A 23,229-nucleotide genomic window follows, 5' to 3' on the forward strand; every position below is an offset into this window, starting at 1 on the left:
CATATATTATGTCAGATCCCACATTACGCTATTATGAAGAAGAGATGCGGTATCTCAAAGAGGCGGGATTAGAGTTTTCAAAAGCCCATCCTGATCGTGCCGCAATGCTGAATTTAGACAGGGTAGGTACACGTGATCCTTATGTAGAAAGGCTGTTTGAAGGCTTTGCTTTTTTGACAGGGAGAATCAGACAAAAATTAGATGATGACTTTCCGGAATTGACGGAGGGATTGGTCCATATGCTGTGGCCGCATTATCTGAGGATGATTCCTTCTCTGACTGTTTTGGAATTAATTCCGGACAATAAAAAGTTGCAAGGAGGACAGGTCGTCAAAAAAGGATTGTCCGTTCAGTCCGAACCTATCAATATCAACGATAGATTGACCAGATGCTTGTATCGGACCACTGCTGATGTTGCGCTCCAGCCTTTGAGCATATTGCATACATTGTTGGATTATGATGCGAATGGTCAAAGCGTCATCAAATTAACTTTTGGTATCCACCGACAAATACAGAAAGAAAATTTAGATTTTTCCAAAATCAGAATTTATATTTCCGCCGATGAACCGATTGCCTTCGCATTGCGTCATGCTTTGTTGAATCAGACAGCGCGAATCAGCCTTCATCATGCCGAATTGCCATCTGCCGACAATATACAGTTTAAGGCAGTCGGATTTGCTGAAGATGAAAGATTGTGGGAGAAAGTCAATAACAGCTTCAGCGGCTACCAACTATTGCTGGAATATTTTTGTTTCAAACAAAAGTTTTTCTTTATTGATTTAGTAGGCATCGATGCCGGAGCGTGGTCGGAACGGATTAATGAGTTTAGCGTGAATGTGGTTCTTTCCAAGCAATACCCTTCAGAGCTTCGATTCCCTCCTGACTGCTTGAAATTGAACTGCGTGTCTGCCATCAATCTGTTTGATATGGAAGCAGAGCCTATCCGAGTAGATCATAAGGCGTTCGAATATCCTGTTAAGCCGTTACTACATGAAGGTATGGCTGTTGAAGTTTATTCCGTCGAAGAGGTAGAGGCGGTTAATCATGAAACAGGTAAGCGTTATCCCTATATTCCTTTTTCCTCATTCCAGCATCGTGGCGGATTGATGAAATATGATGCGCCAGAAAGGTATTTCCATACCAAAGTCAAGCAAGGCGTATCAGGAAGACATGAAACATTTATCATGCTTGGCGGATTGTTGTGGGATAGAAAAGACATATTGCCTACCGAGACGCTTTCATTGAAGGTGGTCGGGACAAATGGCGCTTTGCCGCGTAAAAGTCTGAGGGAGACCCAGATTCAAGACGACGATATCGCCGAACCAAATGTCAAAATGGTCAGAAACCTTACCACGCCGACATTGTCTTGCTATCCGCCGACAGAGGATCGATTCCAATGGCGTATATTGTCCCATTTGTCACCCAACTATTTATCACTATTGAATGTCGACAGTTTGAAAGGGGCATTGTCCATTTACGACTGGACTGAAGACGAGCTGAACAAGCGCAGACTGAATGGTATTGTTGATGTCAAACATGAAACAGTACAGAGAATCGAGCGTGGCGCAGTCCACCGCGGAATTCATATTACCGTAACATTTGATTCGACCGCATTTAGCGGTGAGGCGGAAATTTATTTGTTCGGAGAATTATTGAACGAATTTTTTGCAATGTATGCTGATTTGAACCTGTTTACCCGGTTCAGCATTGTTTCTCTGCCATCCGGGAAAACATATACATGGAAAGACAGCAAAACAACTATCACACGGTTTTAGAAACGGCGCACAAAAGCGCTAAAGAAAATAACGGCAGGCAGACGCTTCCTTTATGGGAGATTCCTAGAAATAAAGCGCAGCGCGAAAGCGGGTCGTCTGAAATCTTCCAAGAGAAATTGGGGGAGTTTATTGTACGCAATGCGGCAACGATGAATTTCTTCCAATTTTGCCGGGTTTTAGAAACTCTTGCCGAAGGAAATGAAGAAAAGGCTGTCGAGTCAACCGTAAGATTTAGAAGGGTAAAATCTTTATCTTTCCCTTCGGGGGAAATCGCATCGGTTGAATATGACGCAGAAGCCGATTTGCCGACCGTCAGGACGACATTTTTAGGTTTATACGGCGTCGATGCAGTTTTGCCGGATTACTTCCTGAACGATATTGCGACGCATAAAGACGGCAGTGAAAGCCTGGCGGCATTTTTAGATATCTTTAACCACCGAATCACGACCCTGTTTTTCCAAGCATGGAAAAAATACCGTTATCCGTTTCTGTTTCAACGGGAGGGGCAAGATGACCTATCGCGTTCACTTCTGCACCTTATCGGGCAAGGCATGGTCAACGGCAAATTCATGCATCCTCTGCTGGATAGCAGGATTTTGGGATTGTTCAGTATTTTTTACCAGCGAACCCGAACCAAAGAAGGGATTGTCAGCATCGTCAGATATCTGCTTCCCTTTGCCGATGTGAACGTAAAAGAGTTTCAGCCGCAATGGGTCATTTTGGAAAAGGACCGCAAACTGGGGAAAGCCGGTTTGCGATTAGACGGAGGGAGTGCATCTTTGGGCGGGCGGATAAAAGATTACAGTCATTTGGTGCGCATTGAAATTACGCCTGATACATTTGACAACGCGCAGCTTCTGTTGCCAAAGCAGCAATTACACCAAAAATTGCTCGAATTATTAAAACTCTATTTGGGTCGTCGTTTTGATGCGAGTGTTTACCTAAATATTAAAAAACAATGGATACCCAAAAGCCGTTTGGAAAAAAAACAAATATTGGGGATTAATACCGGTTTAGGTGCGATGTACCAAGACAAACAAATAAAAATAGCGAACTATACTTACTCAAACTAACTTCAAGAAAACGGAAAATCATGAATAAAAAAACCAGAATTACGTCAGTCTGCTCATTAGCCCTTTTATGCGCCATGCTTTCAGGATGCGGGATTTGGCAAGGCATGAAAGATGGAACGGTTGAAGCAACGAAAAGCGTTTTTTATACCAAACTCAAGATTTTGAAAATCGACCTGATCGCACGAAACGGTTTGAATCAAAACGAGCGCGGGCAGTCGCTGTCGACAGTCGTCCGAGTTTATCAATTGAAAGACAAGCAAAATTATGAAGTTGCCTCATATCGTGATTTGCTCAATCAAGACAAAACCATCTTAAGCAACGATCTGGCGGAAGGTTACAAGCAATATACCATCCGGCCGGGGGAGACCATCAGCTTTGATGAAACGCTGAATAAAGACACCAAATATGTCGGTGTTGTCGCTTTCTACAACAAAGTAGGGGAAGAGCAGACTTGGAAAATGTTGATTACCAAAAAGCAGCTGACCAATAAAAAACCGGTCGTTATCGAATTGGTGGATAACAAAGTCCTGCTTCAAGAGACGGTCAAGAAAGTCAAATAATGGATGCCGCACTCTATGAGAAACTGACCGGATTTTATTCCGACGGTTTGCCGATAGATGACCTGCCGGGCAGCTTCCAGTTGGTTCGCAGTGTTTTGGACAATATCCAACGCATTCTTAACAGCAGGAGCGGTTCCTTGAAACATCTGCCGGATTATGGGATTCCCGATCTCAGCATGGTTTATAAAAACCTGCCGTCCAGCGCGCATGACTTGCGGTATTTTATGAGGAAAACCTTGTTGAAATACGAGCCGAGATTAAGGAACTTGGATATCCACCTCACTGAATCCAAAGACAATATCATGGTTTTATGTTATCAGCTGGAATGCGAAATAGAAAACGCGGGTGCGGTAGTTATAGACACTTATTTTATGCCTGAGGGGACGGTTTCCGTTAAACGCAGCCGGACATAAGCTTTCTTTGGTGTGAATAGATTACTTTGAAAATTAAGAAATAAAATATGGTTAAACACATTTTCCTTACTTGCGGCGTGTTGCTTTCAGCAACCGCTCAAACCGCCTTTGCCAAAGAGCTGGAAGGCATGTTGGTCACTCAAAACAATTATGTCCGGATTCGAAGTTGTGATTTGAAAAACAATTACACTTTGCTCCCCGGTAGCGGAAACGGCTATGAAGCCGCAGCGGAAATCATCAGCGTCAGAAAAAATACGCCTGAAAACACACCAATCTATGTCGGGCTGAGAGGAAATCTGGAAAATACCAATTTTTTGATTTCCGGGATTGATTTCATCAAAATGGGCGAGAGCTGCCATGTACCGCATACCGAAACCCCGCCTGCCGAAGTCGTTATTCGAGAGTATCCGCTTACTCAGCAGAAATCAGGTTCGACAGGAGAGAAGCCTGAGTCTAAACAAGACAATTCGAAATTAAAGGCTACGGAATCCCAACAAGCTAAGGCAGAACAGGACAAACCGGAAGAAACGGCAGGCAAGTCAGAAGAGCCGATTCCTTATCCTGAAGTTACACAGACTAATCAATTGGAAGACAGTAAAAAGTCTGAAGACAATACAAATTCAGACGACCTTGTTAAAGAAAGTGTGAAAACTGAGGATGCCAAACAGACAGATACCGAGAAATCTGATCGCACAAATGCTGGCTCGGCGACACCGGAAGTATCAAATACAACTGCGCCAATTGAGAAAAAAACCGTAGAAAACAAGGAAATTGATACGTCGGCTAAAGCAGAGGTATCTGAAACGGTAGAAGTGTCGGTCAAAGCGGAAACGCATGAAACGGTAGAAGCACCAACCCAATTTGAACCACTTGAAAAGGTAGAAACGCTGCCAACTAAGACTGAAATTTCTGAAACCGTAGAAACACCAGCCCAAACGGAAGCGCCTGTAACAGTAGAAACACGGGTAACAACAGAAACTACGCAAGCTCCGATAGTGGAAGAAGTGTCGACAAAAGTGGTTGATGTAGAGGAACATTCGTCCGTATCTGAGCCCGTGGCTCCAGTGGTTTTGCCATCGGAAAATCAGCCGGTAGAGGCCACTACCGTATCCGAAGTGAAGCCTGAAACCGGTAAGCAGGAGTCTCCATCGGTAGAGCATGAGCCTTTGGCGCCGCAAGTAGATATCCAACGCGAAGAAACTCATTCTGTGCACAACACGTTGTCAGCAAACCCAATGACTACCGAAACATCTGTGCCACAGACAGAGTCGCCTACCTTGCATGAAGAAACGCCGGTGCAGCCGGTTTATGTCAATAAGGTCATCGTGCATGATGATGACGCCTTTTAATAAAAGGCAGGTAAGCCCAACAAAATAGCAGAGTCGGTTTGCCGCTTATCCATAGAAAAGATCGTCTGAAAAAATGAACTGCACCCCAAAAGTTGGACACATCTCCTCCAACTCAAAAGGTGCAGTTTTTTTATGACCAAATATACATTACACTTCAAATACCAAGCCGTACTCCACTACCTGCACATACGCAGCCAACAGTGTACCGCGGATCATTACGGCATTTCCAGAACCCACCTGCGACGATGGATACGCGCCTATCAGGAAGGCGGCATCGGCGCACTCGAACATCCCCAATCCAAAACCATGACCGACCACCGCAAAAACCCCTTCATCGCCGACAAACCCGACCACGAAAAAACACAGGCAGAGCTTATCGAAGAGTTGTGCTATATGCGCGCAAAGGTTGCCTACCTAAAGGAGTTAAAAGCCCTCAGCCAAAAACAGACCGCAAAGGACAAAGCCAAACCGTCCAAGCACTGAGGGCGCAACACCCGCTCAAATACCTGCTGCACATCGCAAACCTGCCCAAAAGCAGCTTTTACTACCACCACCAAGACCGACCCGACCCTGACGCAGCCGACAAAGCCCTTCTTGTCGAAACCTACAAACGGCATAAAGGACGCTACGGGCAAAGGCGCATTGCCGCAGCATTGGATTGGAACCGCAAAAAAGTGGCGCGGTTGATGAAGCAGTTGGAACTGAAAGCCCTCATACGGGCGAAAAAAGCCTACCGCCATCCCGCCATGGGCGAAATATCGGAACACCTCCTCAAACGTCGGTTCAAAGCCCAAAAGCCCAACGAAAAATGGCTGACCGACGTGACCGAACTCAAAGGAAAGGACGGCAAACTGTACCTCTCGCCGATATTGGACCTGTTCAACCGCGAGATCGTCGCCTACGCCATGAGCCGCAATGCTAACAGCGAAATGGTGAAGGAAATGCTCGAAAAAGCCGCACCCCGTCTGACTGATAAGGGAACGATGCTGCATTCCGACCAAGGTGTGCTGTACCGTACGGCGGGATATAGGAAATTGCTTGCCCAACATTCCATGGTTCAAAGCATGTCGCGTAAGGCGAACTGTTGGGACAATGCGCCGATGGAAAGCTTCTTTGCGGTGTTGAAGACGGAGTGTTTCTATAACGCAGGTGAATTGACGGTAGATGAATTGATGAAGCAGATAGATGACTATATGGATTACTACAACCGCGAGCGTTGCAGTTTGAAATTGAAAAAGCTGAGTCCTGTCGCATACAGAACCCAGCTTACACAGAGCGCCTGAATAGGCTTTTATGAGTGTCCAAGATTTGGGGGGCAGTTCAAAATTCAGACGACCTTTTCTTATGAATGGATTTTAGCGATACAACATTTTTGCTCACTCTTGCTCAAAGAGACAAATTTCCTCAGGCTTGGGAAGCAAGAAATATATCGGTTTTATAGTGGATTAAATTTAAACCAGTACGGCGTTGCCTCGCCTTGCCGTACTATTTGTACTGTCTGCGGCTTCGCCGCCTTGTCCTGATTTAAATTTAATCCACTATATATGAACCTTGTTGCCTTTTAATTTTGAATAATCAGCCCCAGCTGATGAGGAAGAGGGGGTAGGGCGGCTGACTTGGTCATACTGGTTTTGCGGGTTATTTTGTATTTGTTCTTTGTTTTCAGACGACCTCTGATGGTAAATAGGTCGTCTGAAAACCGCTTACCAAGACAGGTAGAACATGGCTTTGGCGAAAAATACGATCAACAGCATATGGGTAAACACGACGGCGTGGATGTATTTGGACCAGCCGACGGTTAGGGTGTGCCGCGCCATTTTGACGACGGCGATGGCGAAATGGACGAGGACGCTGACTGCCAACAGGATTTTGAGGGCGAGGAGCGTGCCGAGTGAGGTGGCGAAGGGTTCGCTCAAAAAGGGCAGGTAGCGGTTGAATGCCATGACGATGCCGCTGATGAAAAGCGTAATGACGACGGGCGGCATAACGCGGACGGCGCGGTAGGACATGGCGCGTTCGACTTCGCGGCGCGATTCGCGCGATACGCGACCGGTGTGCATGACGGACAAGACCAGCATTTCGAAAAATACGCCGCCGACAAAGGCAATGGCGCAAAAGAGGTGGATGATGTGGGCGATGGCGTAGAGACTCATGACCGTGTTCCGAAGTGGATATTCAGGCGAAATTGTATCATCAGTCGGGTGGTTTCAGACGACCTTTTCCTTATTGACGGATCAATAGCCGGTGTTGTTCGGGGTGTGCAAAGAAGCCATTTTGTTCATTAGGGCAGTTTGATAGGTAAGGGGCAAAATAGTTTTCAAATCTGGTAATAAAATCGGGTATTTTATTTAACATACCGGTCTATTTTAAACTTAACCCTCTATACACTATACTGTTACCACATTTCATAATGATGAAGAGGAAAAGATGAATAAATTATTGTCTCTGTTGGCTGTTTGTTTGGCGATTGTGCCGTTGTCTGCATGTAAAGTTGCGGATGTACCTGTCTCAGACTCAAAAAAGGCGGCTACTATTGTTATCCGTCCTGAATTGAATTTGGATACTCCTAAATTAACCAGTAATGTTTGGAAAATTAGTAAATCGGGGCAGCCGGATTCTTATTTGGTCGGTACTATTCATATCGGCAAGCCTAATGCCACCTTGTCTAAAGATGCAAAGAATCTGCTGGCATCAGCCGAACAGTTGGTCACCGAAGTCGATACGCTGCCGGAACTCAATGATGCAGAGGTACAGAAACATCAAGAGCTTATTCGGAATAGTTATAGTCAGGATTCTTTGAGATCCAAGTTGGGTGATAAGAATTTTGAACGGTTGCAACAAGATTTTATGAAAAATCCGGAGTTGGCTGAGATAGCACTGTACATCGACTACATGCATCCTTGGGCGGTGTCCATATTTTCTTTAAGTCTGCATCCGCCTGGATACAGCAACCATACCGGTGTGGATATTTTGTTGTCGAAAGCGGCACAAGAGTCCGGCAAAAAACGCCTCGCTTTAGAGGATGTGACGGATATCTCTCAAATGTTTGCCAGCCAGCCGGAAAAGTTGATGATCAAAATGTTGATGACAGTGAACGAGTATAATGATCAGGAAATCAAACACCTCTTTGACCTTTACGAGAAGGGAAATTTTGCAGAATTACCTTTGGCAGAAGCTGAATTTGAGCAGGAATTTGCTCAAAAATATCCTGATGCTATTCCCGTTTTGTCTTGGGAGCGTAGCGATTTGCTGATTAAGCGCAATCAAATTTGGCTGCCGAAAATCAAAGAGATATCTGCTAAAAAGAAAACGGTGTTTGCTGTGGGTATCATGCACCTGATGTCTGAACAAGGCTTGATTGAGAAATTGCGCAAGGATGGTTATCAGGTGACGCCGGAGCCTTCAATATTGATGTGGTAAGACAAAACGTCGTCTGAAAACAGTTTCAGACGACGTTTTATAATGAAAAAACAAACCGACCGCGAGATAAAGCGGTCGGTTTGTTTTTTTGCACTCTATTAAAATCCAAGAATAGAGAAGGTCGTCTGAAAGGTTGGTGCGTGCTTTTTTGTTTCAAATATGGCGAGAAACAGGATGGACGTGATGGCATAGATGGTTTCAGACGACCTTTGCATTGTGGCGACAGCTTGTTGTGTCATCTTTCTATTTTATTCGGGAAGGACGGTGCGGAATTAGAAACTTGGATAGGGGCGTTTGCTTACGAACGGAAGGGGGCGTACAATTGAAAACTGTATGATTTCAAATTGTAAATTACTATTTAAGATGACGTTTGGTTTTGAAAATGACCGTTTGTTAGAAAGTTAAGACGGGCGCATTTTTAAATAATAAGATAAGGGAAATTATCACAAGGGAAAAAAATGTTATTGTTAGTATTATTTTGCATGATACTTTGCCTACTTGTAATTGCTGCCTTTATTGTGGCATCAATTCGCAGAAAACAGTTTGCTTACGATGTCAGCCGCGATTACGAATACGGTCAATTGCCCAAGTCGGCGAAAGTCAGTTTGCGTGACGGCGAGCTGATCTTGCCTGATACCATCGGCGCGAATGATACGGTAATCGCCAGAATCAACGTGAAATCAGGGTTGCTGGGCAGATTGGTGATGCCTTGGATTGGCGTCAAAACCAACCGCGGGGAATGGCGGGCGTATGTCGAACATGGTGGCAACGGTGCGCGCTACCTCAATTTGACCGACACCTTCGACGATGGCAGCAGAATAATTACATTAAGCGGCAACCGCGTGTCCCTGCTTGATCAGGAAGTTGAATTGTCGGTTTATCCGCGCGAGTGTTTGAGCGGTAAAAAAATTCTGGTCTTGGCGCCCCATGCCGATGATGCGGAATTGGCGGCTTACGGATTATATGAAAAACATGCTGCCGATACGTTGGTGGTTACGATTACCGCGGGGGAGGGCGGCAGCTTCCATTACAACAATCTGTATGCGCGCAATCCCGAGCAAATGCAGGCGCAGTATCTGCAAAAAGGCAGGATGCGCGTATGGAACAGCCTGACCGTGCCGCTTTTGGCGGGCGTGTCGTCTGAAAATATTTTGCAGCTCGGCTATTTTGACAGTACATTGCAAGTCATGAAGCAGAATCCCGATGCCGATGTGAAATCGACCAAACTGGATACGGCGGATGTCAATCTGTTCCGCCGTGCCAATACTTCGCCTTTGTCCAAAGGCTTGAACGGCGGCTCGAATTGGCGCGGTCTGGTCAATAATCTGGCGTATATTATCGAAACCTTCCAGCCCGACATCATTGTCAGCCCGTCGCCCAATATTGATGCACACAAAGACCATCAATATACGACAATTGCTGCGGTTGAGGCGTTGAAACAACTGGATTATCGGAAAGGTTCGCTGTTTTTGCATACGCTGCATTTCTTGAGCGACGATTTTCCGATCGGCAAGTCCGGCTCGATGTTGAGCCTGCCGCCGATGTTCGGTCAGCCTTTTCATTTCCACTCCGTTTATTCCCTGCCTTTGAACAAGGAAGAGCAAAACCGCAAGCTGCTGGCGCTGGACGCGATGAACGATATCCGCCCCAACGCCAACGGGTATGCGGATTGGAAAACCATGATATTCCGCGGCTTGAATGGCTTGCGCCATCATGTATTTGATATCGATAGGGATTTGGTCAACCGTTTTGTCCGCAGCAACGAGTTGTTTTACGTCGTTCCCGTCAGCGATGTGCATCAGGAAGACAGTTATCAAAAAATCGTTCAATGTGGCTGATTGGCGTTTTTCAAATCATTGCTGGTCGGAATGTCGGATAAAAATAGAAATTTAACGCGGATTCGGCAATGGGCGGGACAATGCCGCATACCTTGGCGGCCGATATACAAAGGTCGTCTGAAAACCTATAATGGCAAGGATTTCACACCTGTTGCCCGCCATGCCGATTTACTTTATTTCCGATTTGCACCTGAGCGAATCCCATCCCGAATTGACCGAATTGTTTTTGCGCTTTATTCGCGAAAAAGCACCGCAGGCGCGTTCGGTTTATATTTTGGGGGATTTGTTTGATTTTTGGATAGGCGACGACGAGCAATCCGAATTGACCCAAACCGTCGCTCAAGCGATTCAATCCGTCGTGCAGCGCGGGGTTGAATGTTTCTTCGTACACGGCAATCGGGATTTTTTGATTGGGAAGCAATTTGCAGCGCAATCCAGTATGAAGTTGCTGCCCGAATATGCGGTGGTCGATTTATACGGCAGTTCCGCCTTGATTTGCCACGGAGATACTTTGTGTATCGATGATACGCGTTATCAGAAGTTCAGAAAGATTGTCCACCAAAAATGGCTGCAACACTTGTTCCTAAGCCTGCCGCTTGCCCTGCGTCTGAAAATCGCCCGTAAAATACGCCGAACCAGCAAGCAGGGCAAACAATATAAAGCGGCGGAAATCATGGACGTTCAGCCGCAATTTACCGCAGATATTGTGCGTCGGCATCATGCCCAATTGTTGATTCACGGACACACCCATCGTGAGCATATCCATCAGGAAGACGGCTTCACCCGTATTGTGTTGGGGGATTGGAAGCCTGATTACGCTTCCATACTGGAGGTTGACGAACAGGGTTTCCGATTCGTTCCTTTATAAATTTGCTGGGTGGTGGCGGGTAAAAATACAGGGGCTTGGGTTCAACCTTTCATCTTGGTACGATATTTCAACTGTTCCGTATGGTTTGAATATGATTTGAATCACTAAAACATCGTCTCTTGTAAAACAGCTTGACTTTAAAGTCATCATCAAAAAGGTCGTCTGAAAACCCACAATCGGGTTTTCAGACGACCTTTCACTTTCTCAATTCAACATCAGAATTTCGCTTGCAGCCTCAACCAAGCGGTACGACCGGGTTCGTTGACGCGCAGGGTTTGCGTGCCTGCTGAAGGGTCGCCGCCTTTGCTGACGAATTCGGCATAGGTTTTGTTGAACACGTTGTCTATGCCGGCCTGCAAGGTGGCGTATTTGCTGAATTTCCAGCCGGCATTGAGCGAGAGTACGCCGAAGCCGGAAGAGGCGCCGATGTCCTGACCAACGATGTTACCTTGACCTTTGCTGTAACGGTTTTGTTTCGCTACGACACGCCATAACGCGCCTGCGCTGTATTTGCCGTTGTCAAAGGCGAGGGTGTTGTTCCACTCGAGCGGCGGGGTTTGCGCCAAAGGTTTGCCGTCGGTACGGTTTTTGCCGTGGGTGTAGGCGAGGCTGCTGCCGATTTCCCAGTTGGGCGCAAACGTCCATTTGACTTCGGCTTCGCCGCCGAAACGCGAGGCTTTAACGTTGCGTACACCTAAATCCGTGCCTTGGCGTTCGAGTATGATGAAATTTTTGACATCGCTGCCGAATACGGACACGGAGGCATGGAGGTTAGGACGTTTCCAGATGATGCCCGCATCGATTTGGCGGTTTTGTTCGGGATGGATGATTTTCTTTTTGGCGCGCAGACGTTCCCAGTAGTCGGGCGAGCGTTCGGCGATACCGAAGCCGGCGTAGTATTTCAAGCCGTTATCCGTATCACGTTCCCAACGTAAGAAACCGGAATTCAAGTTGAATTTCTGATGTTTCAAGGCGGGATCGGTTACGTCTGCGGAATCATAATCCGCTTTGACACGGTCGTGGCGCAAGCCTGCTACCCAACGTTGTTTGTCGGTTTGCTGCCAAGCGGCTTCGGTGAAAACGCCCCATTGTTTGAAACTTTGGTTGGGCATAAAAGGCTTGTGGCTGTAACCGTCGCCGCCGCGCTCCATACGGGCGACGTGTACGTCGTCCATATAATCTACGCCGGTTTGCAGGTTGAGGTTATCCCAATCGAAGGTGGCTTTCAGACGACCTGTGTCGGTGTTGCGTTTGGGGTTGTTGGCGTTTTTAATCTGTTTGCCTGCCGGATTGCGGATGGTGCGCAGGCTGTATGTGTCCATGACGTGGTCGATTTCGCTTTCACCGTAGCGCAATTCGAGTTCGCTGAACCAAGGGGTGAGGTTGCGTTGGGTAAAGCGGACATTCCATGCGTCGCGGTCGAATTTGCTGCCGTCCATCATGCGGTCGGCGTAGGCGACCTTGGCTCTGCTGCGTTCGTATGTGCCGGCGATGGTGGTGTTTTCGGTCGGGGTGATACCCAGTTGCAGCATTTGGCTGTCGCGTTTGAAATGGGAGTGGACGCTTTTGCCTGAGCCGTCTTTGTAGTCGTCGGCTTCGTTATGGGAAATATTGCTGCGGACGTAGGCGTATTTGCCGCCGAACTCGGCTTCAAGCGAACCGTCGCGGCGGTCGTTGCTGCCAGCGGTCAGGGAGGCGTTGATGTTGTAAGGTTTTTCGCTGAAATCAGGGTCTTTGCGGATGAATTGCACCGAGCCGCTGACCAAACCCATGCCTTGGGTTACGGTTTGAGGGCCTTTGGTCACGACGACTTTGTCGAAAGAGTTCGGGTGGATGTAGGCAGTCGGCGGGTCCATACGCATACCGCAACCGCCGTAAATAAACTGGTCGTCGGCGTTAATCGACAGGCGCGAACCGCCCAAACCGCGGAACAACGGATCGCCCGAGCTACCGCCTTTGCGGATGATGCTCATGTTGGGGACAGACTGTAAAAGGTCTGCCCCGTCTCCGGCAGGGAGGGGTTGCAAAGCAGCTTTGGGGTTGAAAGTAACGCTATTGGCTTTTTGTTGTTGTGTGCCGGTGACGGTGACAGGGGAAAGGGTAACAGTTTCTTCGGGAACGGGGTCTGTGTCCGCCCAAGCCTGGGATACGGCTAAGGCAATCGGCAGAAGGAGTAGCTGGTGTTTCATTCTTAGAGCTCCTTTTATTGGTTTAGTTCATTGTGCGTAGTTAATTACTACTTTGGTAGTATAAAGAATGTCAGATAGTTTGTGAATAAGAAAACGATTTTGTTTAATTTAAGTCAATATTTTCAGTGCATAGCCAAATTATTTTAAGAACGGTAATAACTGTATTGATTAATTGCCTGTTTCCAGTCTGTTAGGAAGAAAGGATAAGGTTGTTACGGGGGATGAAGAAGATCGTGTTTAGGAGAGGGGTGGATGCTTCGTTTTGGCGTATTGTTACTGCGTTCTCTTTGGTGTTCCGTTCGCAGTAATTACGATATTTCAAACAGCAAAAAGGTCGTCTGAAAAATTTTCAGACGACCTTTGCTTTACAGGGAAACTCCTGACAAACGATACGGGCGGTTTATTTAAACCAACCCCTGACGCGTTCCAATCCGCCGAAATTGATGCAGGCATCGGCGACTGCCTGCGCTTTCGGTTTGGCGCGGTAAGCCACGCCTACGCCGGCTTCTTTGAGCATCGGAATATCGTTCGCACCGTCGCCCATCGCCAAAACCTGATGCGGCTGCAATCCGAGGCGGTCGCGGTATTCGCTCAATAAATCCGCCTTTGCCTGCGCGTCGATGATTCTGCCTTTCAGACGACCCGTCAGCTTGCCGTTTTCAATTTCCAAAACATTGGCGTGTTGGTATTCGAAGCCGAGGCGTTGTTGCAGCCTTTCGGTGAAAAACGTGAATCCGCCCGACACCAGCATGAATTTCACGCCGTGCGCCTTACATTCGTCCAACAAAAATTCCGCACCGGGCGAGAGCCGCAAAACGTTTTCATAAACCTCCGCCAAAACCCGCTCGTCCAATCCCGCCAACAGGGCGACGCGGCTGCGCAAAGACTGCTCGAAATCCAATTCGCCGCGCATCGAGCGTTCGGTAATTTCCGCCACGCGGTCTTTCAAACCGACGCCCGCCGCAATTTCATCGACGCATTCAATGGTAATCAGCGTCGAATCCATATCGCTGACAATCAGCCCGAGTTCGCCGAACGCCATATCGGGCAACACGGCGTGGTCGATTTGACGGCTGCTCAGTAACGCCGTGTCCGCCTCGCTTAAAGAAAACCCTTCCTCAACAATAAAACGCATACGCTTTTCATCGGCGTAATCAGGCTTGGGCAGGCGGGAGAGGAGGGCGGAAGGCAGGGCTTCGGCGGAAGGAAATTGAAGGACGAGGGCGTGCGGCATGGCGGTGGCTCAAAAAATGCGGATTATATAGTGAAACAGCGAAGAGTGTTACGGCGGTCAGAGCCTGTAATCGGAAAATGATTTTAAACGCAGACGGCAGTATTTGTAAGGGAATACAAGGATGAAATGTCGAATTGTCGGCTTAACTATTGCCAGTCCATTGAAAATTCGCTATAAGGGGATTATCCGAAATATATTAACATTTATATACAGACAACCCAAAAAAGGATTCAGAGATGAAAATCGGTATCCCACGCGAGTCATTATCCGGCGAAACCCGCGTCGCCTGTACGCCTGCCACCGTTGCCCTGTTGAGCAAACTGGGCTTTGAAACCGTTGTAGAAAGCGGCGCAGGTTTGGCGGCAAGTTTGGATGATGCCGCTTACCAAGCGGCAGGCGCGACCGTTGCCGACAAAGCAACGGTTTGGGCATGCCCTTTGCTTTACAAAGTCAACGCGCCGTCCGAAGGCGAGCTGCCGCTGCTCAAAGAAGGGCAGACCATCGTCAGCTTCCTGTGGCCGCGCCAAAACGAGGCTCTGGTCGAAGCCTTGCGCGCCAAGAAAGTGAACGCGCTGGCGATGGACATGGTGCCCCGCATTTCCCGCGCGCAGGCTTTAGACGCTTTGTCTTCAATGGCAAACATCAGCGGCTACCGCGCCGTGATTGAAGCTGCCAATGCTTTCGACCGTTTCTTCACCGGTCAAATCACTGCCGCCGGCAAAGTGCCGCCCGCGCAGGTTTTGGTGATTGGTGCAGGTGTGGCGGGTCTGGCGGCAATCGGTACGGCAAACTCGCTCGGCGCAGTAGTGCGCGCATTCGATACCCGCTTGGAAGTGGCGGAACAAATCGAATCGATGGGCGGTAAGTTCCTGAAACTCGACTTCCCGCAAGAATCGGGCGGCAGCGGCGACGGCTACGCCAAAGTAATGAGCGACGAATTTATCGCCGCCGAGATGAAACTTTTTGCCGAGCAGGCGAAAGAAGTGGACATCATCATCACCACCGCCGCCATTCCGGGCAAACCCGCGCCCAAACTGATTACCAAAGAAATGGTCGAAAGCATGAAACCTGGCTCCGTCATCGTCGATTTGGCGGCGGCGACGGGCGGCAACTGCGAACTCACCAAACCGGGCGAATTGTTCGTAACCGACAACGGCGTGAAAATCATCGGCTACACCGACATGGCAAACCGCCTTGCCGGACAGTCTTCCCAGCTTTACGCCACCAACTTGGTGAATCTGACCAAGCTGTTAAGCCCGAACAAAGACGGCGAAATCACGTTGGACTTCGAAGACGTGATTATCCGCAACATGACCGTTACCCGCGACGGCGAAATCACCTTCCCGCCTCCGCCGATTCAAGTTTCCGCCCAGCCGCAGCAAACGTCGTCTGAAAAAGCCGCGCCTGCCGCCAAGCCCGAACCGAAACCCGTTCCCCTGTGGAAAAAACTCACGCCCGCCGTCATCGCCGCCGTGTTGGTACTGTGGGTTGGCGCGGTTGCACCTGCCGCATTCTTGAACCACTTTATCGTGTTCGTCCTCGCGTGCGTCATCGGCTACTACGTTGTGTGGAACGTCAGCCACTCGCTGCATACCCCGCTGATGTCCGTGACCAACGCCATTTCCGGCATCATCGTCGTCGGCGCGCTGCTGCAAATCAGCCAAGGCAACGGCTTCGTTACCCTGCTTGCCTTCATTGCCATCCTGATTGCCAGCATCAACATCTTCGGCGGCTTCTTCGTAACGCGCCGGATGTTGAATATGTTTAGGAAAGGATAAAGCATGACTTTAGCCTATTGGTGCATCCTGATCGCATCGCTGCTGCCACTGTTTTGTTCCTTCATCGCCAAAGCGCAGGGCGGTTTTCAGCCGTCGGACAACCGAAATCCGCGCGATTTCCTCGCCCGTACGCAAGGCTTGTCGGCGCGCGCCAATGCCGCACAGCAAAACGGTTTTGAAGTATTCGCCCCGTTTGCCGCCGCTGTTTTGGTGGCACACGCCACAGGCAACGCCGCACAAGCGACCATCAACCTTTTGGCAGTATCGTTCATCGCCTTCCGCATCGCTTATATTTTCAGCTATCTGAAAGATAAACCGAGCCTGCGTTCGGCAATGTGGACGGGCGGATTTGTCTGCACCATCGGGCTGTTTGTAGCCGCTGTCTGACAGCGGGGTCGTCTGAAAACGAGCTCAGCGAGTTTCGCTAAAACGAGCGACGTAAGTTTTGGCAACACCGTTTCAGACGACCTAGAAGTCAGCTTTCAAATATAAGGAGTTCGACCATGAAAGCAAAATGCCTGTGCGGCGACGTATCTTTAGAAGTGGAACACGACAAACACGTCCACGCCTGCCATTGCGGCATGTGCCGCACTTGGGGCAGCGGCGCGACGTTTTCGCTGATTGCCGCCAAGCCGCCGAAAATCGACGGTGAAGCGAACATCGCCCGCTATCATTCGTCCGAATGGGCGGAACGCACGTTCTGCAAAAACTGCGGTACACACCTGTTCTACCATTTCCTGCCAAACGACAGCTATTTCGTCTTCGCCGGACTGTTTGCCGACAACGCCGATTTCAAATTGGAAGAGCAGATTTACATCGACGCCAAAGCCCCGTATTACGAACTGGCAAACGACACGCCCAAGCTGACCGAAGAAGAATTTTTGGCACAATTCGGCGGCGAATAGGCAACCCGATACAGAGGTCGTCTGAAAACCCTCATTCCGGATTTTCAGACGACGTTGAATCAACCGCCCCGATAGTCGGAGAACCCTATGAACCTGTCCACCGAACAAACCGCCGCCCAACTGCGCTGCCCGCATGACGAAGCAGGAAAAGCGTTCGGGCAGATGATGAACCTGCGCAACCTGACACAGATTCTCGGTTCGTTTGAAGCGGTGCAACTGCAAAACGGAGACCGCATCCTAGAAACGGGTTGCGGCAACGGCGGGCTGCTCGGCTACATTTTGTCGCAGGCAGAAAACCTGCATTACACAGGCTTGGAAATTTCCTCGTTGATGCACGCACAGGCGCAGGCATTCAATGCTCCGTTTCTCGAAGCAGGGCTGGCGGATTACCGGCTGTACGACGGCGGCGCACTACCTTTTGCCGATGAAAGCTTCGACAAAATCGTTTCCGTCAATACCGTCTATTTTTGGGACGACGCACCAAGCGTGCTTTCAGAACTGAGCCGCGTGCTCAAATCCGGCGGGCGGCTATGCCTGAATTTCTGCGAAAAAGACTTTATGGCAAGACTGCCTTTTGCCGCGTACAGCTTCGCGCTCTACGATGCCGCCGACATCCGCGCCCTGTCGGAAAACCTGTCGTTGCGCTGTATTCGGGAACAGCGAAGCCGCGATTGGGCGGTCAGCAAAAGCGGCAATCTGGTGCGGAGGGAATTTGTCATAGTCGTCTTTGAAAAACACTAAGTATTAGGGTCGTCTGAAAACCCGAAATTCAGTTTTCAGACGACCCGATTAAAAAACACAGTTACTTTCACAAATAATTGGAGAATCACCATGTCTTCAGGACTCGTTACAGCGGCGTACATCGTAGCCGCGATACTGTTCATCTTCTCGCTGGCGGGGCTGTCCAAGCAGGAAACCGCCAAGCAAGGCTGTTATTCCGGCGTAGCGGGGATGGCGGTCGCCTTGTTCGTTACCGTGTTTTCCGAAAACACCCACGGACTCGGCTGGATTATCATCGCCATGCTCATCGGCGCCGCCATCGGCATCTACAAAGCCAAAAAAGTAGAAATGACCGAAATGCCCGAGCTGATTGCACTTCTGCACAGCTTCGTCGGCTTGGCAGCCGTTTTGGTCGGCTTCAACAGCTATATCGAGCCGGGCAACATTTCGCACGATATGCACACCATCCATCTGGTCGAAGTCTATTTGGGCATCTTCATCGGCGCAGTAACCTTTACCGGCTCGCTGGTCGCGTTCGGCAAGCTCAACGGCAAAATCAGCAGCGCGCCGCTGCAACTACCCGCCAAACACAAGCTCAACCTCGCCGCATTGGTTTTATCCTTTATCCTGATGCTGGTGTTCGTATCCGTTGACGGCAGCGGCTTCATCCTGATCCTGATGACCCTGATCGCCCTCGCATTCGGCTGGCACTTGGTCGCCTCCATCGGCGGCGCAGATATGCCCGTGGTCGTGTCCATGCTGAACTCCTACTCCGGCTGGGCAGCAGCAGCAGCAGGCTTCATGCTCTCCAACGACCTGCTTATCGTCACCGGCGCGCTGGTCGGCTCCAGCGGCGCGATTCTGTCCTACATCATGTGTAAAGCCATGAACCGCTCCTTCATCTCCGTCATCGCAGGCGGCTTCGGTACCGACGGTTCCGCCGCAGCCTCAGGCAGCGAAGAAATCGGCGAATACCGCGAAGCCAAACCCGCCGAAGTCGCCGAAATGCTCCGCAACGCCGGCAGCGTCATCATCACCCCGGGCTACGGCATGGCAGTGGCACAAGCACAATACCCCGTTGCCGAAATCACCGAGCTTTTGCGTAAAAACGGCACCGAAGTACGCTTCGGCATCCACCCCGTCGCCGGCCGCCTGCCCGGTCATATGAACGTACTGCTCGCCGAAGCCAAAGTCCCCTACGACATCGTTTTGGAAATGGACGAAATCAACGACGATTTCCCTGAAACCGATGTAGTGCTGGTTATCGGCGCGAACGATACCGTCAACCCCGCAGCCCAAACCGACCCGAACAGCCCGATCGCCGGCATGCCCGTATTGGAAGTGTGGAAGGCAAAAGAAGTCGTCGTCTTCAAACGCTCGATGAATACCGGCTACGCAGGCGTACAAAACCCGCTGTTCTTCAACGAAAACAGCGTCATGTGCTTCGGCGACGCGAAGAAAACCGTTGACGAGATTTTGGCGGAATTGAAGAAATAACATCTGAAGCCAAGACAAAAGGTCGTCTGAAAACCTGATTTTTGAGGGTTTCAGACGACCTTTTCTTATGAACACACTACGTCAAACACCCCATCACCGTCATTCCCGCGTAGGCGGGAATCCATCGGAAATCCTAAGAAACAGATGTTTGAAAACAGTTGCCGAGAGTTAAAAGTAGATTCCCACCTACGCGGGAATGACGGTAGCCGGACAGAAATCTATGTCGAGACGTGCAACCTGCCCCCTCTCCCGTCCGGAGGGAGAGGGGTGGGGAGAGGGTGGCTCTACGGGCTGCACGAATTTGATTTTCCCTCAAGCCGCAAAGCCACCCCCATCCTAACCTTCCCCCGCCGGACGAGGGAAGGAACAAAGTTGCAGTTGCAGCAACGAGTAGCGTGGGCTTTGCCCACGAAACTTGCCGTATGTTAATTCGAAGGATAGTTGTGTTTTTATTATTTCGTGGGCAAAGCCCACGCTACTTGAGTTATTCTAAGCCTGCGTTGATTGAATAAACTACGCCAAACACCCCGCCGCCGTCATTCCCGCGCAGGCGGGAATCCATCAGAAATTCTAAGAAACTGATGTTTGAAAAAACAGTTGCCGAGATTTAAAAGTAGATTCCCGCCTGCGCGGGAATGACGGTAGTTGGGCAGAAATTTATACCGCGACGTGCAGCCCGCCCCCTCTCCCGTCCGGCGGGAGAGGGCTGGGGAGAGGGTGGCTCTACGGGCTGCACGAATTTGATTTCGCCTCAAGCCACAAAGCCACCCCCATCCTAACCTTCCCCCGCCGGACGGGGGAAGGAATAAGGTTGCTGATATGGCAAGAGGTCGTCTGAAATTGGCGTGTGGACAGAAATCTATGCCACGACGTGCAGCCTGCCCCCTCTCCCGTCTGGCGGGAGAGGGTTGGGGAGAGGGTGGCTCTGTGGGCTGCACGAATTTGATTTTGCCTAAAGCCACGAAGCCATCCCCATCCTAACCTTCCCCGCCGGACGGGTGAAGGAACAAGGTTGCTGATACGGCAAGAGGTCGTCTGAAACCGTAAACTCAGTTTCAGACGACCTTTTCCTTTTTTGCCTCCACGCAATACTATAAAATTCGGGCTGCCGCCGGACGCGATACGGCTTGAAATTCGATAAAGGGAACGAAAAATGGTGAAATGGAATATCTGGAAGAAAATCACAGAAACAATCAGTAAAAGCAAGGCTCGGCTGGATGGGCAGAGCAATGCGGTAAAAGTTTTGTGTGCAGGAGCCATGTCAGTAATCATTTTTGTGCTTGCTTATTTTGTAGCTATTAAAAACAGCAATAGCAATAGCAATGGCAATTCTGTCGGCTATTGGAACTTCATCATTCTGATTGTTTCCGCCCCTGTCGCTTTCGTTATCTGGCATTTCCGCGACGAAAACAATAGACAGCAAATCGAGAACCAGCGCAAAGACATTAACCTGAAAGAATTTCAAAAACTGTCCGAATGGGTTAGTGGCGCGCATTTGCCAGAAATAAAAGCCGTCAGTAAAACCACACAGAAAAGCAGCTCAAAAGACGGGGCAGAAATTACAGAACAAACGACGGAACAATCTGAAGAATATGCAAAAAAACCGGATACCGCCCGTTTCGATACTTTCAGCAAACGGGACGGCGCGGTCGCTTTGCAGATTTCTGCTATCTATAACCTGTTACCATTTTTTCGAGGCGATTATGGAGAAAGTTTCCGCCTGCCTGCATTTAATCTGTTGAAGTCCGCTTGGCAGACAATGCTGCAAGATAGTTTGAAGAAATTGGAAAGAGAAAACCTATCTGAGATAGAAAAATCAGAAATTAGGGTTGAATTGTGGCAAAAAGCAGGAAGCCCTATGGGAATAGCTTTAACTCGTATGTTGTTAAGCTTAAATCAGGAAAATACAAAACTAAATCTACGCGATTTCCCCGAAATGTTACCCAATATTTGTTTGGCTGGGATAGCATTTAATTTGAATGGAATAAATGAAAGTACTAGGGATTTGTCAGGTTTAGATTTGTCTGGGGTGGATTTTCGAGGAGCTGACTTGCAATTGGCTAATCTCCAAAATAGTCAATTAGCTATGGCCAAGTTACAAAACGTCCAACTCCTTGAAGCTAACATGCAAAATGTTCAATTATTTGGTGCAAATTTACAAAATGCTCAATTAGTCTCAGTTAATTTACAAAATGCTCAATTAAATTATGCCAATTTCCAAAATAGTTTCTTATCACCATCGAATTGGCAAAATGCTGATATGGCATATGCTGATTTGAGGCAATCCTTTTTTGAATGGAAGAGACTATTTTACAGCAATGTTAATTTGAGTTTTGTTAAAATAACCGTGCATGATTTTAGTAAAAAAATTTATCCCGATTGGAAAAAAGAAAACGATTCTAAGTGGGAAGAACTGACAAAGGATGAGCAGAAGAAAGTAATGCAACGATTTTGTGATGAAACAAAGATGTGGATCTATAATGAAAAAGGGATGCTAATAGTATTTCCTATTCAGGAGGATGAAACCTAACTCTAATCATGGTTTATCCCTAAAGGTTGTCTGAAACCGAAATTCTCTTTTCAGGCGACCTCTTCTTACGAGCAGACCATACCAAACACCTCTTCGCCGTCATTCCCGCGCAGGCGGGAATCAATTGGAAATTCTAGGAAACTGATGTCTGAAAAACAGTTGCCGAGATTTAAAAGTAGATTCCCGCCTGCGCGGGAATGACGGTAGCTGGGCAGAAATTTATGCCGCGACTTGCAGCCTGCTCCCTCTCACGTCTGGCGGGAGAGGGTTGGGGAGAGGGTGGCTCTACGGGTTGCACAAATTTGATTTTTCCCCAAGCCGTAAAGCCACCCCCATCCTAACCTTCCCCCGCCAGACGGGGGAAGGAACAAGATTGCTGATACGGTAAAAGGTCGTCTGAAATTTAAAGCTTGGTTTCAGACGACCTTTTTTCATAATCAGACCACGCTAACCATCCCGCCGCCGTCATTCCCGCGTAGGCGGGAATCCATTGGAAATTCTAAGAAACAGATGTTTAAAAAACAGTTGCCGAGAGTTAAAAGTAGATTCCCGCCTGCGCGGGAATGACGGTAGTTGGGCAGAAATCTATGCCACGACATGCAGCCTGCCCCCTCTCCCGTCCAGCGGGAGAGGGTTGGGGAGAGGGTGGCTCTATGGGCTGCACGAATTTGATTTTCCCTCAAGCTACCAAGCCACCCCCATTCTAACCTTCCCCCGCCAGACGGGGGAAGGAACGAGGTTGCCGATACGACAAGAGGTCGTCTGAAACTGAAAACTTGGTTTCAGACGACCTTTTCTTATAAACAAACCAAGCCAAACACCCCTACGCCGTCATTCCCTCGCAGGCGGGAATCCATCGGAAATTCTAAGAAACAGATGTTTAAAAAACAGTTGCCGAGAGTTAAAAGTAGATTCCCGCCTACGCGGGAACGACGGTAGCTGGGCAGAAATTTATACCGCGACTTGCAGCCTACCCCCTCTCCCGTCCGGCGGGAGAGGGTTGGGGAGAGGGTGGCTCTACGGGCTGCGCGAATTTGATTTTCCCTCAAACCGTAAAGCCACCCCCCCCCATCCTAACCT

General features: G+C 48.9%; 19 protein-coding genes. 16 read left to right on the plus strand and 3 right to left on the minus strand.

What is annotated here, in order from left to right:
• The first annotated feature begins 8 nt into the window (after positions 1-8).
• The 7 genes from tssF (at position 9) to DBZ16_RS13295 (ending at position 6,453) form a co-directional block, all read left to right on the plus strand.
• Positions 9-1,775 (plus strand): type VI secretion system baseplate subunit TssF, encoded by a 1,767-nt coding sequence (tssF, locus tag DBZ16_RS13265; protein WP_107814325.1) that lies wholly within the window; start codon positions 9-11, stop codon positions 1,773-1,775.
• On the plus strand, positions 1,739-2,848 hold the full coding sequence (gene tssG / locus DBZ16_RS13270; protein ID WP_107814326.1) for a type VI secretion system baseplate subunit TssG: 1,110 nt from the start codon (positions 1,739-1,741) through the stop codon (positions 2,846-2,848). The genes tssF and tssG overlap by 37 nt, the downstream gene beginning before the upstream one ends.
• A 20-nt stretch (positions 2,849-2,868) precedes the next feature.
• Complete coding sequence (gene tssJ / locus DBZ16_RS13275; protein WP_003765178.1) at positions 2,869-3,408, plus strand: type VI secretion system lipoprotein TssJ; 540 nt, start codon at positions 2,869-2,871, stop codon at positions 3,406-3,408.
• On the plus strand, positions 3,408-3,821 hold the full coding sequence (gene tssE / locus DBZ16_RS13280; protein ID WP_070497196.1) for a type VI secretion system baseplate subunit TssE: 414 nt from the start codon (positions 3,408-3,410) through the stop codon (positions 3,819-3,821). The genes tssJ and tssE overlap by 1 nt, the downstream gene beginning before the upstream one ends.
• Positions 3,822-3,868: 47 nt before the next feature.
• Complete coding sequence (locus DBZ16_RS13285) at positions 3,869-5,170, plus strand: hypothetical protein (protein ID WP_107814327.1); 1,302 nt, start codon at positions 3,869-3,871, stop codon at positions 5,168-5,170.
• A gap of 132 nt (positions 5,171-5,302) precedes the next feature.
• Positions 5,303-5,653, plus strand: a complete 351-nt coding sequence (locus DBZ16_RS13290; protein WP_240600384.1) for a helix-turn-helix domain-containing protein — start codon at positions 5,303-5,305, stop codon at positions 5,651-5,653.
• Positions 5,557-6,453, plus strand: coding sequence for an IS3 family transposase (locus DBZ16_RS13295; protein WP_107814329.1), 897 nt, complete (start codon positions 5,557-5,559; stop codon positions 6,451-6,453). The genes DBZ16_RS13290 and DBZ16_RS13295 overlap by 97 nt, the downstream gene beginning before the upstream one ends.
• Positions 6,454-6,873: 420 nt before the next feature.
• On the opposite strand, the gene DBZ16_RS13300 is transcribed toward DBZ16_RS13295, so the two are convergent.
• The gene (locus tag DBZ16_RS13300) at positions 6,874-7,323 is read right to left on the minus strand and encodes a CopD family copper resistance protein (protein ID WP_107814330.1); all 450 of its coding nucleotides are present in this window, start codon (positions 7,321-7,323) and stop codon (positions 6,874-6,876) included.
• A 274-nt stretch (positions 7,324-7,597) separates the two neighbouring features.
• Between DBZ16_RS13300 and DBZ16_RS13305 the strand changes: the two genes are divergently transcribed.
• From DBZ16_RS13305 to lpxH, 3 genes are all read left to right on the plus strand, one after another.
• Positions 7,598-8,590 carry a TraB/GumN family protein gene (locus DBZ16_RS13305; protein ID WP_107814331.1) on the plus strand — a complete coding sequence of 331 codons (993 nt, stop codon included), beginning with the start codon at positions 7,598-7,600 and terminating at the stop codon, positions 8,588-8,590.
• Positions 8,591-9,048: 458 nt separating this feature from the next.
• Positions 9,049-10,428, plus strand: coding sequence for a PIG-L deacetylase family protein (locus DBZ16_RS13310; RefSeq protein ID WP_107814332.1), 1,380 nt, complete (start codon positions 9,049-9,051; stop codon positions 10,426-10,428).
• A gap of 160 nt (positions 10,429-10,588) precedes the next feature.
• On the plus strand, positions 10,589-11,296 hold the full coding sequence (gene lpxH / locus DBZ16_RS13315) for a UDP-2,3-diacylglucosamine diphosphatase (protein ID WP_430914365.1): 708 nt from the start codon (positions 10,589-10,591) through the stop codon (positions 11,294-11,296).
• 215 nt (positions 11,297-11,511) lie between these two features.
• Here the strand turns inward: lpxH and DBZ16_RS13320 are convergent, their stop codons facing one another.
• Entirely contained in the window at positions 11,512-13,485 is a 1,974-nt protein-coding gene (locus DBZ16_RS13320) for a TonB-dependent copper receptor (protein WP_107814334.1), read from the minus strand.
• 400 nt (positions 13,486-13,885) lie between these two features.
• Positions 13,886-14,719, minus strand: coding sequence for a phosphoserine phosphatase SerB (gene serB, locus DBZ16_RS13325; RefSeq protein WP_107814335.1), 834 nt, complete (start codon positions 14,717-14,719; stop codon positions 13,886-13,888).
• 236 nt (positions 14,720-14,955) lie between these two features.
• Between serB and DBZ16_RS13330 the strand changes: the two genes are divergently transcribed.
• From DBZ16_RS13330 to DBZ16_RS13355, 6 genes are all read left to right on the plus strand, one after another.
• The gene (locus DBZ16_RS13330) at positions 14,956-16,497 is read left to right on the plus strand and encodes a Re/Si-specific NAD(P)(+) transhydrogenase subunit alpha (protein ID WP_107814336.1); all 1,542 of its coding nucleotides are present in this window, start codon (positions 14,956-14,958) and stop codon (positions 16,495-16,497) included.
• A 3-nt stretch (positions 16,498-16,500) separates the two neighbouring features.
• Positions 16,501-16,884 carry an MAPEG family protein gene (locus tag DBZ16_RS13335; RefSeq protein ID WP_003744140.1) on the plus strand — a complete coding sequence of 128 codons (384 nt, stop codon included), beginning with the start codon at positions 16,501-16,503 and terminating at the stop codon, positions 16,882-16,884.
• A 116-nt stretch (positions 16,885-17,000) separates the two neighbouring features.
• Positions 17,001-17,402, plus strand: coding sequence for a GFA family protein (locus tag DBZ16_RS13340; RefSeq protein WP_107814337.1), 402 nt, complete (start codon positions 17,001-17,003; stop codon positions 17,400-17,402).
• A gap of 87 nt (positions 17,403-17,489) precedes the next feature.
• Positions 17,490-18,143 (plus strand): class I SAM-dependent methyltransferase, encoded by a 654-nt coding sequence (locus tag DBZ16_RS13345; protein ID WP_107814338.1) that lies wholly within the window; start codon positions 17,490-17,492, stop codon positions 18,141-18,143.
• Positions 18,144-18,233: 90 nt separating this feature from the next.
• Positions 18,234-19,619, plus strand: a complete 1,386-nt coding sequence (gene pntB / locus DBZ16_RS13350) for a Re/Si-specific NAD(P)(+) transhydrogenase subunit beta (RefSeq protein WP_107814339.1) — start codon at positions 18,234-18,236, stop codon at positions 19,617-19,619.
• A 1,153-nt stretch (positions 19,620-20,772) separates the two neighbouring features.
• A complete protein-coding gene (locus tag DBZ16_RS13355) occupies positions 20,773-22,149 on the plus strand; it encodes a pentapeptide repeat-containing protein (RefSeq protein ID WP_107814340.1) in 1,377 nt (458 codons plus the stop codon).
• The last annotated feature ends 1,080 nt before the right edge of the window (positions 22,150-23,229 follow it).

Origin of the sequence: Neisseria sicca (genome assembly GCF_003044565.1) — a bacterium.
GTDB lineage: Bacteria > Pseudomonadota > Gammaproteobacteria > Burkholderiales > Neisseriaceae > Neisseria > Neisseria sicca_A.